13 protein-coding genes are annotated in these 16,302 nt (G+C 58.8%); 8 read left to right on the top strand and 5 right to left on the bottom strand.

Features of this window, described 5'->3' with window-relative positions:
- The first annotated feature begins 40 nt into the window (after positions 1–40).
- The 3 genes from idi to JJD66_RS06810 all read left to right on the top strand — a co-directional run bounded on the left by idi (position 41) and on the right by JJD66_RS06810 (position 2,881).
- On the top strand, positions 41–619 hold the full coding sequence (idi, locus tag JJD66_RS06800; RefSeq protein WP_198715817.1) for an isopentenyl-diphosphate Delta-isomerase: 579 nt from the start codon (positions 41–43) through the stop codon (positions 617–619).
- Between the two features lie 117 nt (positions 620–736).
- Complete coding sequence (locus JJD66_RS06805) at positions 737–2,095, top strand: M10 family metallopeptidase C-terminal domain-containing protein (protein ID WP_200647837.1); 1,359 nt, start codon at positions 737–739, stop codon at positions 2,093–2,095.
- Positions 2,096–2,209: 114 nt separating this feature from the next.
- The gene (locus JJD66_RS06810; RefSeq protein WP_105226868.1) at positions 2,210–2,881 is read left to right on the top strand and encodes a DUF3313 domain-containing protein; all 672 of its coding nucleotides are present in this window, start codon (positions 2,210–2,212) and stop codon (positions 2,879–2,881) included.
- A 53-nt stretch (positions 2,882–2,934) separates the two neighbouring features.
- On the opposite strand, the gene JJD66_RS06815 is transcribed toward JJD66_RS06810, so the two are convergent.
- Both JJD66_RS06815 and JJD66_RS06820 read right to left on the bottom strand, forming a co-directional pair.
- Complete coding sequence (locus JJD66_RS06815) at positions 2,935–4,335, bottom strand: DUF1254 domain-containing protein (protein WP_200647838.1); 1,401 nt, start codon at positions 4,333–4,335, stop codon at positions 2,935–2,937.
- Positions 4,336–4,449: 114 nt separating this feature from the next.
- Positions 4,450–4,803, bottom strand: a complete 354-nt coding sequence (locus JJD66_RS06820) for a response regulator (protein WP_105226866.1) — start codon at positions 4,801–4,803, stop codon at positions 4,450–4,452.
- 262 nt (positions 4,804–5,065) lie between these two features.
- Here JJD66_RS06820 and JJD66_RS06825 point away from each other — a divergent pair, with 262 nt between their 5' ends.
- From JJD66_RS06825 to JJD66_RS06845, 5 genes are all read left to right on the top strand, one after another.
- On the top strand, positions 5,066–8,563 hold the full coding sequence (locus tag JJD66_RS06825) for a response regulator (protein ID WP_200647839.1): 3,498 nt from the start codon (positions 5,066–5,068) through the stop codon (positions 8,561–8,563).
- Positions 8,564–9,394 carry a CheR family methyltransferase gene (locus JJD66_RS06830; RefSeq protein WP_019817062.1) on the top strand — a complete coding sequence of 277 codons (831 nt, stop codon included), beginning with the start codon at positions 8,564–8,566 and terminating at the stop codon, positions 9,392–9,394.
- Positions 9,391–9,990 (top strand): chemotaxis protein CheB, encoded by a 600-nt coding sequence (locus JJD66_RS06835; RefSeq protein ID WP_054896518.1) that lies wholly within the window; start codon positions 9,391–9,393, stop codon positions 9,988–9,990. Before JJD66_RS06830 ends, JJD66_RS06835 begins: the two co-directional genes overlap by 4 nt.
- Positions 9,984–11,177, top strand: a complete 1,194-nt coding sequence (locus tag JJD66_RS06840; RefSeq protein ID WP_105226864.1) for a hybrid sensor histidine kinase/response regulator — start codon at positions 9,984–9,986, stop codon at positions 11,175–11,177. The genes JJD66_RS06835 and JJD66_RS06840 overlap by 7 nt, the downstream gene beginning before the upstream one ends.
- A gap of 78 nt (positions 11,178–11,255) precedes the next feature.
- Positions 11,256–11,633, top strand: coding sequence for a response regulator (locus JJD66_RS06845; RefSeq protein WP_032897270.1), 378 nt, complete (start codon positions 11,256–11,258; stop codon positions 11,631–11,633).
- Between the two features lie 63 nt (positions 11,634–11,696).
- On the opposite strand, the gene JJD66_RS06850 is transcribed toward JJD66_RS06845, so the two are convergent.
- The 3 genes from JJD66_RS06850 to JJD66_RS06860 all read right to left on the bottom strand — a co-directional run bounded on the left by JJD66_RS06850 (position 11,697) and on the right by JJD66_RS06860 (position 16,082).
- The gene (locus tag JJD66_RS06850; RefSeq protein WP_200647840.1) at positions 11,697–13,367 is read right to left on the bottom strand and encodes an ATP-binding protein; all 1,671 of its coding nucleotides are present in this window, start codon (positions 13,365–13,367) and stop codon (positions 11,697–11,699) included.
- On the bottom strand, positions 13,367–14,866 hold the full coding sequence (locus JJD66_RS06855) for an ATPase domain-containing protein (RefSeq protein WP_034127457.1): 1,500 nt from the start codon (positions 14,864–14,866) through the stop codon (positions 13,367–13,369). Before JJD66_RS06855 ends, JJD66_RS06850 begins: the two co-directional genes overlap by 1 nt.
- 157 nt (positions 14,867–15,023) lie before the next feature.
- Positions 15,024–16,082 carry a tetratricopeptide repeat protein gene (locus JJD66_RS06860; RefSeq protein WP_096144636.1) on the bottom strand — a complete coding sequence of 353 codons (1,059 nt, stop codon included), beginning with the start codon at positions 16,080–16,082 and terminating at the stop codon, positions 15,024–15,026.
- Positions 16,083–16,302: the final 220 nt, after the last annotated feature.

Below are 16,302 nucleotides of genomic sequence, written 5' to 3' on the forward strand. Positions count from 1 at the left end.
GTGTGGCGCGAGCGCCTCATTGCACAGAAGGAGATCCAGCATGATCCACGAGGTAGTGTTAGTCGACGCACAGGATGTACAGATTGGCGTGTGCGATAAACGCGATGCTCACCTGGGAGCAGGGCAGCTTCATCGCGCTTTTTCAGTGCACTTGATTGACAGCCGTGGGCGTCATCTGCTTCAGCGTCGGGCGGCGGATAAAATGCTCTGGGCAGGTTTCTGGTCGAATGCTTGCTGCAGTCATCCGGCACCTGGCGAGTCTATTCTGGATGCCGCCTCTCGTCGTCTGCGTGAAGAGCTAGGCGTCTGGGCTTCGTGCCGTGCGCTCTATCACTTTGAGTATCATGCTTTGTTTGGCTCGATCGGCGCCGAGCATGAACTCTGTCATGTGCTTGTTGCTCAATCTGACGCTGAGGTCTCGCCCGTCCCAGAGGAAGTCAGCGATATCAAGTGGCTGACCCGCGCCGAAATAACGGCCCAGCTTGCAGAGCCCCGAGCGCCATTCACGCCCTGGTTTCGAATGCAGTGGCAGCGCCTTCTATCAGAGCATCCTTCGTTCGATGCGCCCAGGGCCGAAGCCACGCTCCCACCGTTGGGTCGCGGAGCATCAGGTAGATAGGCGTCGGCTGCCAGGTGAGTTTTTGGAACTGTTTTGCGTAGGAATACCACTGATACGCAGGTCACTGGCCTGCCGTCAGGCGAGTAGAAAAATTCCAAGTTTCCATAGGACTACCTCATGAATATTGATCCGAACATTGCTTTGGCAAGGGCACACGCCACCAGCGAGGCGCACAGGGCTGTCGTCGGGATTGCTCATGCAGACGAGCGCGGCAATAAAAATAAACATCGCCAAGTTTCATTGTCCATGGACCAAGTATTAGAAGGGTCAAAAGGTGCAGCCGGATTTGCCGGTTCACTGGGTTCCGGGGCCCCTGCGGAGGTGACGTATGAGTTCGCCAATCATCCCGAAACGGGGGGCGCGACCAGCCAGTTCACAGAAGCACAAAAAGGCGTGATCCGTGAGACCCTGAATAATTTCAGCGATACTGCAAATATTCGGTTCAAAGAGTCTGTCAATGCAAAATCCCATCATATGCAGATCAAGGTCGATGGCAGTAGCTTCAAGTGGCAGGCGCCCTGGTATACACCCGTGTCCGATGCCGAGCCCGGCAGGGTGCAGGTATCGCTGAGCCAGCGCCATGCCGATGGGCTGGAAAAACCCAATAGTTTTGGGCGTCACATCATTGCAAAGGCGGTGGCCTTTAAATTAGGTCTTCCTGACCCAGCGTCCGCAGTATCGAGAAGCAACTACGCGGAAAACACGCTGGCTTACACGGTAAGGAGTCCTCATCTGGAAAGCCGCTCAGACCATCGCTTTAGTAAAGCCCATGGTGAGGAAATTCAGTATTCAAGTGCGCTGATGATGGATGATATTGCAGTCACGCAAGATCAATTCGGTGCGAACCTCCAAACGCGTACCGGAGATACGACGTATGGCTTTAACTCCAATGCCGATCGTGACGTATTCAAACTGCAGTCGAGCGACGACTTGCCGGTGTTTTGCGTGTGGGACGCCGATGGTAATGACACCTTCGATTTCTCCGCCTTCAGGCAAGATCAGGTTCTCAACTTGAAATCGGGCAGCTTCTCTAATGTTGGGGGAGGCCTAGGCAACGTTTCGATCGCCAATGGCGTCACCATCGAACGGGCTATTGGCGGTGCTGGCAATGACATTTTAATTGGCAATGACGTCGGTAACGAACTGGAGGGCGGTGAGGGCGATGACATTTTTTATGTCAAGGCGAACTCTGGCTTTAACCGGCTGACAGGCGGGCCGGGTAAAAATACCTTCGTTATCGGCGCGAACGACTCATCTGCCAGCTTCGCAAACACCGCAATAATGGATTTCGTCAGCGGCAAGGACAAATTGGATATTTCAGCCCTGCGCGCAGCCCACCCTCGGCTCAAAGTTACCAACGAATATTATCGCAGCTATAATGTCACCATTTTGCGTTTCGATTTCGATGGCGACAAAAAAGAAGACTTCATGGTAAACATATATGGGCGAATCGCGGACTCCGATTTCCGCTTCTGACCTGAATGTTTAACGCATGTACTGGCTGGCGCCGAGCGAAATCAGGTGTGCTGCCCAAGTATTGGCTATACCTATAGCTCATTCTTACGATGATGGTCGCCAGGGAGTTCACTAATGAAGCTAAGGCTAATGATCGGCACATTGTGTGTCGCCTCGCTCGGTTTGGTTGGTTGCGCGAGCAAAGTGGTGCAACCGAATGAGTATTCAGGGTTTCTTTCCAACTACAGCCAGCTCAAGGAGGCCAGGTCACCGTCGGGGGCCGAGGTGATGCGCTGGGTTGATCCACAGCTGGACCTGAGCCGCTACACCGCGGTCTACATCGAGCCTACCCAGTTTTACCCCAAGCCCCAGGCCACTTCCCGAATTCCCGAGAGCACGTTGCGGGGCATCAATGACTATTACAACCAGGCGCTCAAGCGCGAGCTGGCTCAGTCACTGCCCGTGGCCAATGCCCCAGGCCCAGGGGTAATTGTTGTGAGAGCGGCGATTACCGCCGTGAGCAGCAAGACCGAGAGTCTCAAGCCATATGAGTTTATTCCCGTCGCCCTGGTGGCCGCGGCAGTGAGCACGGGCACCGGCATTCGCGACCAGGAGACCACCCTGGGCACCGAGGCGCAGTTCCTCGATGGCGCCACTCATAAAGTGCTGGCCCAAGTGGTGCGCAAAGGTACCGGCAAGCCGCTGGCTAATGACTCCCAAGTGATGAAGGCCGACGATGTGAAAAGCGTCATCGACGGTTGGGCGTCGGACCTGCACCAGTCCTACGTGAAACTGAAAAAACACTGAGTCAAAAAAAGCGCGGCGGGTCATCGCCCGTCGCGCTTTTTTATTTGCAGAGCTTATTTAAGCGGCGTCAACGCTGGTAGCTTCCACTGGCCGCTGGCAACTTCGGGCTTGGGCAGATAAATGCGCAAGACCGCGTAAAACGGGCCGGGTGGGGCCGGCAACCAGTTGCTCTGCTCAGCCTTGGGAGGTTCGTGGTGCTGCAGCGCCAGGGTCAAGCCACCATCGGCATCGAGCTTGAGGGTCGGCAGCATCTGCGAGTTGATCAAGTAGCGCTTCTTGTGGTTTGGCACCAGCAGTTTGGTCTTGGCGTCGTACATCGTCAGCGACCAGAACGCATCAGCCGGCGGCAACTGGTCCTTGGCAAAATGCACTGTGTAGCTGTGGCGTGCACCATTGGCCGGTTTGCCCTCGCTGTCGATGACGTAGCTCAAGTGCGCGGCTTCATCACTGGAGTTGCCGAACATCCCCAGCTCGGCACCGGCGTAGCGGTACAGGTAGTTGTTTTGCAGGTGGTCGCGGCTGCCGTACAAGTCTGCGCCGGTCACTTGGCGGGTGTCGACCTTGGCCTTCTTGAACGCGGCGAACTCAGCGCGGCCATCGGCGATGCCATCTTCCAGGGCCTTGCGCTGCTCGGCGGTCAACTGGTTGACCTTGAACGGCGCGCCCGGGGCAATACCGATCCTGGCAAAGCGCGCCAGCAAATCTTTTTCACTGTCCTGGGGCGCGGCGAAGGCCAGCATGAAGTTCAGGTAGCGAAACAGCTGCGGGCCATCGGTCATGGTCGCCATCGGCTTGGGCCATTGGATCTTCGGCACGTTGGCGGGGGCGGGTTGCTTCACATAACTGCTCAGCGCCTGCACCTTGTAGCCGCTCTGGATCTGCTTGACCTTGCCCAGGTCTTTATCATCAAACAGTTGCGTGCGGTAAAGCGCGTAAGCGATGTTGCTTTCGCTGTAGACCACACGGTCGATATCCACCGGCTGCTGACCTTTCCAGTCTGGCCCGGCGATCATGTAGTGCCCGCCGTTATTGCCGGTACTGCGGGTGCCCAGGTAGGCGAAATTCTGCGTATAGAGGTCGATCAACTGCACCGAGTAATAGCGGTTGTCTTCAATCTTGGGCAGGGTCAGCACCAGCGGCTCTTTGCGCAAGTCCATCCACACGAACGAGTACGGCGTGTCGACGTTAGGAGTGGTAACTGCGTTGTCCTTGGGGGTGAGCACCTGGGCGCTGTTGTCGATACGGTTGAACGGCGCCTTGAAGTGGGCACCGCCTTTATCAACGGCCTGGGTGTAGAGCGTCTTGTACATCTGCACCACCGGGAAGCCGTACAAGTAGGCTTCCTTGGCGATGGCCCTGGCTTCGCTGGGGCTGGCGGTGAAGTCAGCCCAGGCGCCGGAGCTCATGAGTATCGAGAGGCTCGCCAACAGCAGGCGCGTCGGTTTTCCAATCATGTTGTTGCGTCCTTCCTGAGTGCTATCTGAGAGCGTGGCGTGAAGGCGCTGAGTTTCCTGTTTTATCGGCCGGTCGTCACGTTAATCTCTGCAAAGGACGATGGAGAAGGGGCGTTAGAGCATGGATTTGACTTTGTCACGCAACTGATCGATCGAAAACGGCTTGCCAATCACCTGCATGCCGTCGGGCACATCAATGTTTTCGGCATAGCCGCTGGCAAACAGGATAGGCAGGGTAGCGCGCAGTTCACGGACCTTGGCTGCCAGTTGTTTGCCGTCCATGTCGGGCAGGCCAACGTCGGTCATCATCAGGTCGATGATCTGGTCGATATTTTGCACCTGCGCCAGTGCTTCCCCAGCATCCGCGGCTTCGAGCACCTTGAACTCCAACTCTTCGAGGACATCGACGATCAGCATGCGCACGATGGGGTCGTCTTCGACTACAAGGATGGTGGAGGTGTGGGACATAGTGAACTTTCCTGAACAGTGGGAGCGCTGGGCTTAAAGGCAACTAGATTGTGAGTAATAACAATGCCAGCAAGTTCCGAAGCAATTGCTGGCATTGTGACCTTAGCGAGGCAAAAAGTCCCGTCAGCTTGCGTGATGGCTCACAAAGGTACCGGCGCCATGCGCTTGACCGCATTCGCTGCCAATCAACGCACAAACATAGCGTTGAGCGATGTTATTCGGGCAAACTTGCGGTTTTCCCGCATTTGGCCAAGGCATGCCCATGACACCCGCGTCGTCCGTCGATGAAAAAAGCTTTCGTACCCTGCTGAGCCGAAACGTGGCCCTGCCCTTGGGCGTGGGCGTGCTCAGCGCGGTGTTTTTCGTCTGCCTGATTACCTATCTGCTCTCGGTGATCCAGTGGGTGGAGCACACCGACCGCGTCATTAACAACCTCAATGAGACGTCCAAACTGACGGTTGACCTGGAAACGGGTATGCGCGGGTTCCTGATCACCGGTGACGAGCACTTCCTTGATCCGTACGAAGTGGCCAAGCCGCGGATCATTGCCGACCTGCGCAATTTGCAGGATCTGGTGGCCGACAACCCGCAGCAGGTCGACCGACTCAAGCGCTTGGAAACCTTGCAAACCGAATGGAACAACTACGCGCAGTCGATGATTGAGCTGCAGCGCAACAGCGGTGATTACCGTGGCGCGGTCAAGGCGGGCCGGGGCAAGCGGCTCACCGATGAAATTCGCAAGGAATACGAAGACGCGGTGGCGATGGAGCAGCAGTTCCGTATCACCCGTAACGCAGAAGTCACCCGCACAACGGTGATCAGTGTTGCGCTTTACCTGGTGTTTGTACTCGGGCTAAGTGGTTTTCTGGCCTATATCGGCAGGAAGAATTTAGTTTCTCTTTCAGAGAGTTACAGTGCAAACCTCGCGTCACAACAGAAGATTGCGCGGCGCCTGGAGCAAACCGCCTGGCTGCGCAATGGCCAGACCGAACTCGCCGAGCAAGTGTTGGGCCAACTGACCCTGAACATGCTGGGACGCAATATTCTGCAGTTCTTCGCCCAATACATGGGCTCGGCCGTCGCGGCGCTGTACGTGCGTGAAGAACACGGCGGCCTCAAGCGTGTGGCCACGTATGGCTTCTCCCGCGAGCAGGAACAACAGGAACAGTCGATCTACAGCGACGAAGGCATCGTCGGGCAGGCCGCCCAGCGCGGTCGCCTGATTCGCCTGGACGATGTGCCGGTGGATTACTTCAAGGTCAGCTCGGGACTGGGCGAGGGCGCGACCCGTAGTGTGTTGGTGGTGCCCACCAGCGATGACGACCGCGTCAACGGTGTGGTCGAGCTGGGTTTCCTGCGCCCGCTGGATGAGCGTGATATCGAACTGCTCGAACTGATCGCCGGCAATATCGGCACCTCCATCGAAGCCGCGCGCTATCGCCAGCGCTTGCAGGAAGTGCTGGCCGAGACCCAGCAGCTCAACGAAGAACTGCAAGTGCAGCAGGAAGAGCTCAAAACCGCCAACGAAGAGCTGGAAGAACAGTCGCGCATCCTCAAGGAATCCCAGGCCCACCTGGAAACCCAGCAGGCTGAGCTGGAGCAGACCAACGAGCAACTCGCCGAACAGACCCAGACCCTGGCCGAACAGCGCGACGCCATGGACCGCAAGAACATCGAGCTGAACCAGGCCCAACTGGAGCTGGAAGACCGTGCCGATGAGCTGCAGCGTTCCAGCAAGTACAAGTCCGAATTCCTGGCCAACATGTCCCACGAGCTGCGTACACCGCTGAACAGCTCGCTGATCCTGGCCAAACTGCTGGCAGATAACCCCCAGGAAAACCTCAGCGCCGAGCAGGTGAAGTTCGCCGAGTCGATCTATTCAGCCGGCAATGACTTGCTCAACCTGATCAACGACATCCTGGATATTTCCAAGGTCGAAGCCGGCAAGCTGGAAGTGCGCCCGGAAAACGCTAGCGTCGAACGCCTGGTAGATGGCCTGCGTGGCATGTTCGAGCCACTGGCAATGGACCGCAAACTGGGCTTCCAGGTGGACGTGCAGCAAGGCTCGCCAACCCTGCTGTTTACTGATCGCCAACGCCTGGAGCAGATCCTCAAGAACCTGTTGTCCAATGCCATCAAGTTCACCGAACAGGGCGAGGTCAGCCTGTCGGTGTCCCGCGCGCCGGGGGAGGGCATTGCCTTTACCGTGCGCGATTCCGGCATTGGTATCGCCCCGGATCAACAGGAAAGCATCTTCGAAGCCTTCCGCCAGGCCGACGGCACCACCAATCGCCGTTACGGCGGTACTGGCCTGGGCTTGTCGATTTCCCGTGACCTGGCCACCTTGCTGGGCGGCTATATCAGTGTGACCAGCGAACCGGGCAAAGGCAGTATTTTCACGCTCGTATTGCCTGAACAGTATGTCGAACGCGACGAGGACGCGGCGCCGATCGAGCCACCGCGCCAAGTGGTGGTCGCACCAGCGCCTGCGCCGGTCAAGGTGTCGCCATTGCCGGTGGCCGACGCCAGGCTGATCCCACGCTTTGCCGACGACCGCGAAAAAGCACCGTTCAGCACCCGCTGCATCCTGGTAGTGGAAGACGAGCCGAATTTTGCGCGAATCCTGTTCGACCTCGCTCACGAGTTGGGTTACCACTGCCTGGTCGCCCACGGTGCCGACGAGGGCTACAGCCTTGCCGAGCAGTACATCCCTGACGCGATCCTGCTGGACATGCGCCTGCCAGACCACTCCGGGCTGACCGTGCTGCAACGCCTCAAGGAACACGCCAACACGCGCCATATCCCCGTGCATGTGATTTCCGTGGAAGACCGCGTCGAAGCCGCCATGCACATGGGCGCCATCGGTTATGCCGTCAAGCCTACTACCCGCGAAGAGCTCAAGGACGTGTTTGCGCGCCTGGAAGCCAAGTTGACCCAGAAGGTCAAGCGCATCCTGCTGGTGGAAGACGATGACCTGCAGCGCGACAGCATTGCCCGCCTGATCGGCGACGATGACATCGAGATCACCGCCGTAGGCTTTGCCCAGGAAGCCCTCGACCTGCTGCGCACCACTATCTACGACTGCATGATCATCGACCTCAAGCTGCCGGACATGCTCGGCAACGAGCTGCTCAAGCGTATGGCCACCGAGGACATCTGCTCGTTCCCGCCAGTAATCGTCTACACCGGGCGTAACCTGACCCGGGATGAAGAGGCCGAACTGCGCAAGTATTCACGCTCGATCATCATCAAGGGCGCGCGCTCGCCCGAGCGTCTGCTGGATGAAGTCACGCTGTTTCTGCACAAAGTCGAATCCCAGTTGTCCCATGACCGCCAGAAGATGCTCAAGACTGCCCGCAGCCGCGATAAGGTCTTCGAGGGGCGCAAAATTCTGTTGGTGGACGACGACGTACGCAATATCTTCGCCCTGACCAGCGCCCTGGAGCACAAAGGCGCGGTGGTGGTGATCGGGCGTAACGGCCAGGAAGCCATCGACAAGCTCAATGAAGTGGACGATATCGACCTGGTGCTGATGGACGTGATGATGCCGGAGATGGACGGTTACGAGGCCACCGCCTTGATCCGCCAGGACCCACGCTGGAAAAAACTGCCAATCATTGCCGTGACGGCCAAGGCCATGAAGGACGATCAGGAACGTTGCCTGGCAGCAGGCTCAAACGATTACCTGGCCAAGCCGATTGACCTGGACCGCCTGTTCTCACTGATTCGCGTATGGCTACCGAAGATGGAACGCATTTAAGTGGAGCAGTGTTTCTTGGATAAGAGCAGCGATATTGAGCTGCGCCTGTTGATCGAGGCGATTTACCTCAAGTACAGCTATGACTTTCGCGACTACTCGGGCGCTTCGGTCAAACGCCGTGTGGCCCATGCCTTGCGTCAGTTCGACTGCGCGACCATTTCCGCACTGCAAGAGCGCGTGTTGCACGACCCCGCCGCGTTCATGCAGTTGCTGCAGTTCTTGACCATCCCGGTGAGCGAGATGTTTCGCGACCCGTCGCACTTCCTCGCGATTCGCCAGGAAGTCGTGCCGCTGCTCAAGACCTACCCGTCGATCAAGATCTGGATCGCCGGCTGCAGCACGGGCGAAGAGGTGTACTCCATGGCCATCCTGCTGCGTGAAGAAGGCTTGCTGGAACGCACCATCATCTACGCCACGGACATCAACCCCGCGTCGCTGGATAAAGCCAAGCAGGGCATCTTTTCCCTGGAGAACGTGCGCGCCTATACCGCCAATTATCAGCAGGCCGGCGGGCAACGTTCATTTGCTGACTACTACACGGCGGCTTACGATTACGCGATCTTCGACAAGACATTGCGCGAGAACGTGACCTTTGCCGACCACAGCCTGGCGACCGACAGCGTCTTCTCAGAAACTCAATTAATTTCATGTCGTAACGTATTGATTTATTTCAATAAAAAATTGCAAGATCGAGCGTTTGGCTTGTTTCATGAGTCGCTGTGTCATCGCGGCTTTTTGGTGTTGGGCAGCAAGGAAACCCTGGATTTTTCCGCCTACAGCAAACAATTCGAGCCCTTGGTCAAGCAGGAACGGATCTACCGAAAATCATGAGCGACGCACCAGACACCCCGATTTCGGGGATCGAAGCCATCGTGGTCGGCGCTTCCGCCGGCGGCGTTGAGGCGTTGCTGAGTATTTTCGGCCAGTTGCCGAGCACCTTCGCTCTGCCGATCATTGCCGTGCTGCACCTGCCGGACGAGCGACGCAGCCAACTGGCAGAAGTCTTTGCGCGGCGCCTGAACATCCCGGTCAAGGAGGCCAGGGACAAAGAAGCGCTGGAGGCCGGCACCTTGTACTTTGCCGGGCCCGGTTATCACCTCTCGGTAGAGCAGGACCGCAGCCTGTCCCTGAGCCAGGAAGACCGGGTGCACCATTCCAGACCCGCCATCGACTACCTGTTTTCCTCGGCGGCCGATGTGTATGGGCCGCGCCTGCTCGCCATTTTGTTGACTGGCGCCAACCAGGACGGCGCAAGCGGGCTGGCTCACGTCAAGCAATCGGGTGGCATTACCATCGTGCAGGACCCACAAGAGGCACGCATTGCCGTCATGCCCCTGGCGGCCCTGGCCTTGCACACACCTGACCATATTCTTTCCTTGAGCCGAATCGGCTCATTGCTGGCTTCCCTGGAACCCTTCCCATGTTAAGTACTGTCCAGGCCAAACTGCTGATCGTCGACGATCTGCCGGAAAACCTGCTGGCCCTCGAGGCGCTGATCAAGCGTGAGGATCGTCAGGTCTTCAAGGCATTGAGTGCCGACGAGGCGTTGTCCCTGTTGCTGGAACATGAATTCGCCATGGCGATCCTCGACGTGCAGATGCCTGGCATGAACGGTTTCGAACTGGCCGAACTGATGCGCGGCACCGAAAAGACCAAGAACATCCCCATCGTGTTCGTCAGCGCCGCTGGGCGCGAACTCAACTACGCCTTCAAGGGCTATGAAAGCGGCGCGGTGGACTTCCTGCACAAGCCGCTGGATATCCATGCGGTCAAGAGCAAGGTCAATGTGTTCGTCGACCTGTATCGCCAGAGCAAGGCGATGAAGCTGCAAGTTGAAGAGCTGGAGCGCAGCCGCCGTGAGCAGGAGCTGTTGCTCACGCGCCTGCAGGCCACCCAGGCCGAGCTGGAGCAGGCGGTGCGCATGCGTGACGACTTCATGTCGATTGTTGCCCACGAAGTGCGTACGCCCCTCAACGGGCTGATCCTGGAGACCCAACTGCGCAAGATGCACCTGGCCAGGGACAACGCCGCGGCGTTTACCCTGGACAAGATGCACGCCATGGTTGACCGCGATGAGCGCCAGATCCAGAGCTTGATCCGCCTGATCGAGGACATGCTCGACGTGTCGCGTATCCGTACCGGCAAGCTGTCGATTCGCCCGGCACGCATCGACCTGGCACAACTGGTACGCAACCTGGTGGATAACTTCGCGCCGCAAGTGGCAGCCGCCGAGTCGTCCATGCAATTGCAGGCCGAAAGCCCGGTGGAAGGCTGTTGGGATGAGTTCCGTATCGAGCAGGTGATCACCAACCTGCTGACCAACGCCCTGCGCTACGGAGCCAAGAGCCCGGTGCAGGTGCGGGTGTATACCGAGCATGGCGAAGCGCGGGTAGAGGTACGCGACCATGGCATTGGTATCAGCGAGGAGAACCAGAGGCGTATTTTCCAGCAGTTCGAACGGGTTTCGGCCAACCATTCCGCAGCCGGCCTGGGCCTGGGCCTGTTTATTTCCGAGCAGATCGTGGCGGCCCATGGCGGCACGATTGAGGTCGAGAGTCAGATAGGTGAGGGCGCCCTGTTCCGGGTATGCCTGCCCTTGGAAGTGGCCGAGTGAAATCAATCGTCACCCCGACGCAACCTCTGCGTGACCCCATGGTCGTAACTGCAGCAATTGACCGGACAAAGGCTTCCCATGAGTGAAGATGCACAAGATGTCGTACTGATCGTCGAGGACGACGAATCCATTATGTTTGTGCTGGGCGAGTACCTGGCAGGCTTGGGCTACCGGGTCTTGAAGGCGATCGACGGGGAGCAGGCCTTCGAAATCCTTGCGACCAAACCGCACCTGGACTTGATGGTCACCGATTACCGCCTGCCGGGTGGGATCTCGGGCGTGCAGATTGCCGAGCCGGCAATCAAATTGCGTCCGGAGCTGAAGGTGATCTTTATCAGCGGGTACCCGCAGGAAATTCTGGACTGCCACAGCCCCATCACGCGCAATGCGCCGATCCTGGCCAAGCCGTTCGATCTGGATACGCTGCAGGAGCATATCCAGCGGTTATTGGCGTAATACCCCACAACTTGAGACCCTGCGCATCTCGACGTTTTCCTTTTATCAGGTGGCGTGACCGCCCTAGGCCCTGATCATTTCTCGGACCTTGGCGGTCAACAAATCGAAGGTAAACGGCTTGGTGATCAACTGCATGCCAGGATCCAGGAACCCCCCTCGCACGGCGGCGTGCTCGGCATAGCCGGTGATGAACAATACCTTGAGTTGAGGACGAATCTGCCGGCCGATTTCCGCCAGTTGCCGGCCGTTCATACCGGGTAAGCCGACATCGCTGATCATCAGGTCGATGCGCTGTTCGGATTCAATGATCGGTACCGCCGTATTCGCGTCCCCAGCCTCGATAAACCCATACCCCAGTTCTTTGAGCACAGCGCTGACCAGCACCCGAACCGCGGGGTCATCCTCGACAATCAACACCGTTTCCCCAGCATTGGCAAACGGCAGCAGTGTCGGGTTGAGCGGCGCCTGTGTCTGGGGCTCACCGATGAAGCGCGGCAGAAACAGGCTGACCGTCGTGCCTTGGTTGACTTCGCTGTGGATGGTCACATGCCCATGAGACTGGCGAGCGAAGCCGTAGATCATCGACAACCCAAGACCGGTGCCTTGGCCGATGGGTTTGGTTGTAAAAAACGGATCGAACACGCGGCCCATCAGATGTTGCGGTATGCCGCAACCGTTGTCGCTGACACTCAGCTCTACGTAGTCGCCCGGGATCAAGGTGCCGTAGGCGGCGGTAAAGACACTGTCGAGGTGGCGATTGGTGGTCTCCACGGTCAGCGTGCCACCCGTGGGCATGGCGTCGCGCGCGTTGATCACCAGGTTGAGCAGGGCGCTTTCGAGCTGGTTCGGGTCGGCTTCGGCGGTCCATAGGGCATCGCTCAGACGCATGTCCAGGCTGATGCTTTCGTTGATGCTGCGTTGCAGCAACTCGCCCATCGCTGCCACCAGTTGATTGATCTGCACGGGCTTGGAGTCAAGCGATTGTCGGCGCGAAAACGCCAGCAACCGGTGTGTGAGGCTGGCCGCGCGATTGGCGGAGGTCACGCCCAGGTCGATCAGGCTGTCCAGGTCATCCAGCTTGCCTCGGGATACCCGCCTGCGCAGCAGTTCCAGGCTGCCGATAATGCCCGTGAGCATATTGTTGAAGTCATGGGCGATACCGCCGGTCAACTGGCCGACGGCTTCCATTTTCTGCGACTGGCGCAAGGCCTCTTCGTTGTGGCGCAGTTGAGCCGTGCGTTCTTCCACTTGCTGCTCAAGCGTTTCCAGGGTGCGCTGCAGCCGCAGTTCACTCTCGCTCAAGTCAATCAACCGGTCCCGTGCTTCGTATTGGCGACGCCGACCGCGCAGCGCGGCGCTCACCAGGCTGATCAGGGTAATGGGGTGGAAAGGCCGCTCCAGAAACGTGACGTTGCCCAGCAAGCCACTGAGCCGGGTGGAGCCGTTCTGCTCTTTGCCGCCATGGTGGGTCATCAGTACGATCGGCAGGTCGGACCACGCCGGCTGCTGGTGCAATTGCTCGAGCAGTGGTTCAAGGTCTACGCCTCGCAGCGCCTCGGCGGCAATGATGAGCAGGCCGGCGCCTTGCGCCAGTTCTTCGCACACTTGCCCCAGGTTGCTGGCGACGATGCCGCTGTAGCCGGCTTCGTTAAGCATCATCAGCGCCAATGAACCATCGCGGCCCATGGGCGCCAGCACGATGGCGCGCTCGGAGACGGGGGACAGGGCCGGCACTAGCCCTCATCCTTGAGCAGAGGGGAGCCGGCGCCCATATAGGTTGGAATGCCGCGCAGCACACCCTGGAAGTTATCCAGGGGAACACCCACGGTCATGCCACGGCTGCCGATGCGATATTCGCGGATAGTCGATTCATGGGAGCCAGTCCTTTTCTTGATGATCGAAATGGCCCGGCGAACTTTGCCCAGAGCCTCGAAGTAACGCAGCAGGATCACGGTGTCAGCCAGGTAGGTGATGTCGACCGGCGTCTGCATGTCGCCCACCAGGCCGTGCTGGGCCACCGTCATGAAGGTCGCGGCACCGCGGCGGTTGAGGTACAGCAACAGCTCATGCATATGCAGGATCAACGCGTTTTCTTCAGGCATGGCGGCCTGGTAGCCGTTGATACTGTCGATGACCACCGTCTTGATGCCGCGCTCATCCACGCAGCGACGAACCCGGTGCGAAAATTCGCCGGGGGAGAGTTCAGCGGCGTCTACCTGTTCGATCAGCAGGTTGCCGGTGTCCCGTAGCGCGGCGAGATCAATGCCCATGTTTTTCATGCGCTCGAACAGCAGGCCCAGTTCTTCATCGAAGATAAACAGCGCAGCCTTTTCGCCTCGCGCCACGGCGGCGGCGGCGAAGATCATCGAGATCAGCGACTTGCCGGTGCCCGCCGGGCCGAGAATCAGGCTGCTGGAGCCGGTCTCGATACCACCGCCGAGCAAAGAGTCCAACTCCTCGATGCCACTGCTCAAGGTTTGACGGTTATAACCACCGCGATGCTCGGCCGCTACGAGGCGCGGGAACACGTGAATGCCGTCGCCCATGATGGTGAAATCATGAAAGCCGCCACGGTATTTCTGGCCACGGTATTTCACTACGCGGATACGCCGACGCTCGGCACCGTAGGTGGGGGTCAGTTCTTCCAGGCGAATCACGCCGTGGGCCACGCTGTGCACGGTTTTATCCAGGGACTCGGTGGTCAGGTCGTCCAGCAGCAGTACGGTGGCGTCATAGCGTACGAAGTAGTGCTTGATCGCCAGGATCTGCCGGCGATAGCGCAAGGAGCTCTGCGCCAGAAGGCGGATCTCAGACAGGCTGTCGACCACCACGCGGGTCGGCTTGACCCGTTCTACCACTTCAAAGATCTGGCGGGTGGCTTCGCCCAGTTCCAGGTCGGAGGAATACAGCAGACTTTGCTGGTGATCGGCGTTGAGCAGGCTTTCCGGAGGGGTCAGCTCGAAGATATGAATATGCTCATCCAGGTCCCAGCCGTGGGATTTGGCACCCTGGCGCAGTTCGTGCTCGGTTTCGGACAGGGTGATATATAAGCAACGTTCGCCGTTCTGCGCACCGGCCCGCAGAAAATGCAGGGCCACGGTGGTTTTACCGGTGCCGGGTTCGCCTTCGAGCAAAAACACGTGGCTTCGCGATAGCCCCCCGGCAAGAATGTCATCAAGACCTTCGACGCCGGTGGCCGCCTTTTCACTCAACAGCTGTTTGGATGTACTCAAGAAGTGCCCTCAGGTCACGTACAAGTAGAGGGGCACGCCGAATGGGACGCGCCATATTCACTTGACCGTAGTGGCCACTGGCGGTTCAACGTTTTGAATGATTTGTACGAAGAGAGGGCGCTTTTACAAGTTTTTGCAGTGCTGAACTGATCGCAGGTCAGAGGCCCTGCTGTAGCGCCGGATCATCCGGGTTCTGTTGCTCCAGCTGAGCGAGCAGCACCTGGACGTTCTGCAACTGGCCGGTCTCTTTCCAGTAGTTGACCAGCAGCACGCGGGCTTTGCGGTTGGCGGGGTGACGCTGGACGATTTCTTCCAACTGGCGCTGGGCCGCCTCTACTTCGTCCTGGGCGTGCAAGGTCGTGGCCAGGTCGTAGCGATAATCCGGGTTGTCCGGCGCGAGCTCCACCGCCTTGGACAGGCCGAGCAGAGCGTAGGGGCGCTCGCCATGGTGCAGCAGCCACATGCCCAGAGCATGTTGCAGGTAGGCCGACTCGGGGTGCGCAGCCAATTGTCGGGCCAGCAGTTGACGCGACTCGTCAGTCTTTCCTTGTTTGTCCAGCAGTTCGATTTGCGATACCACCGCTTGCAGGTTGTCCGGCTGCAAGCGCATTGCCTGCTCCAGGGCGTTTTGCGCCTCCGGCAGCAGGGCGCTGTGGATGTACAGGCGCGCCAATTGAATCCAGCCTTCAGCCGTTTCGGGCTGGGCCTTCAGCGTTGTCACGAATTCGTCGAGCACCTGCTGCAGGGGGCCAAAGTACAAACCCAGGGTATCGGGCGACAGGCCAAGCAAGGCGTTGGCGGCGGCAAAGCGCACCGATTGTTCGGGATCGTCCAGCACCGGGCCGAGCAGTAAGGTACGTTGGCCGGTTGGCACCAGGCCGACGATGCTGTGAATGGCGGCTTCGCGCACCAGCGCCGACTCATTGGCCAGGTCTTTGTCGGCCAGTTTCAGCGCCTGGGGGCTGGGGTAATTGGGCAGCTCCGCATGCAAGGCGGCGCGGCGTTCGGGCGACAGATCCGGCCGGCCCAGCTGTTGGTACAACACACGTGCGGCGCCAGGCTCGCCGTTATGCGCCTGCTTCAAGGCCTTGGAATAGCCATGGGCGATGGCCGGGGCGACGGCCACTGCCGGGGTACGGGAGAAAAACCAGGTGATCAGTACGATCAGCAACAGGGCGCACAGGCCGATGATGGAGTAACGGCGTGACTTTGACATGCAGGCGTCCGAAAGCTTGGGCAGCTAAAAGTGGACAGCTTCGGCCAGCGCAAGGCGAGTGTCAAACCGGTGGTTGAGTGACTGAGGTGGTAACTGACACACCGCCTTCGCGGGCAAGCCCGCTCCTACAGAGATTTGCGCTTGGCGCTGATTCCGTGGGCGATAGATAACCCTGTGGGAGCTGGCTTGCCTGCGAAAGCGGTGATGCCGTAACAGGTGT

This window comes from Pseudomonas sp. MF6751, from assembly GCF_016613265.1.
GTDB lineage: Bacteria > Pseudomonadota > Gammaproteobacteria > Pseudomonadales > Pseudomonadaceae > Aquipseudomonas > Aquipseudomonas fluorescens_BV.

Excerpts from the sequence above, each read along its gene's own strand:
- idi (WP_198715817.1), top strand. The coding sequence starts at position 41 with ATGATCCACGAGGTAGTGTTAGTCGACGCACAGGATGTACAGATTGGC.
- JJD66_RS06805 (WP_200647837.1), top strand. The coding sequence starts at position 737 with ATGAATATTGATCCGAACATTGCTTTGGCAAGGGCACACGCCACCAGC.
- JJD66_RS06810 (WP_105226868.1), top strand. The coding sequence starts at position 2,210 with ATGAAGCTAAGGCTAATGATCGGCACATTGTGTGTCGCCTCGCTCGGT.
- JJD66_RS06815 (WP_200647838.1), bottom strand. The coding sequence starts at position 4,335 with ATGATTGGAAAACCGACGCGCCTGCTGTTGGCGAGCCTCTCGATACTC.
- JJD66_RS06820 (WP_105226866.1), bottom strand. The coding sequence starts at position 4,803 with ATGTCCCACACCTCCACCATCCTTGTAGTCGAAGACGACCCCATCGTG.
- JJD66_RS06825 (WP_200647839.1), top strand. The coding sequence starts at position 5,066 with ATGACACCCGCGTCGTCCGTCGATGAAAAAAGCTTTCGTACCCTGCTG.
- JJD66_RS06835 (WP_054896518.1), top strand. The coding sequence starts at position 9,391 with ATGAGCGACGCACCAGACACCCCGATTTCGGGGATCGAAGCCATCGTG.
- JJD66_RS06840 (WP_105226864.1), top strand. The coding sequence starts at position 9,984 with ATGTTAAGTACTGTCCAGGCCAAACTGCTGATCGTCGACGATCTGCCG.
- JJD66_RS06845 (WP_032897270.1), top strand. The coding sequence starts at position 11,256 with ATGAGTGAAGATGCACAAGATGTCGTACTGATCGTCGAGGACGACGAA.
- JJD66_RS06860 (WP_096144636.1), bottom strand. The coding sequence starts at position 16,082 with ATGTCAAAGTCACGCCGTTACTCCATCATCGGCCTGTGCGCCCTGTTG.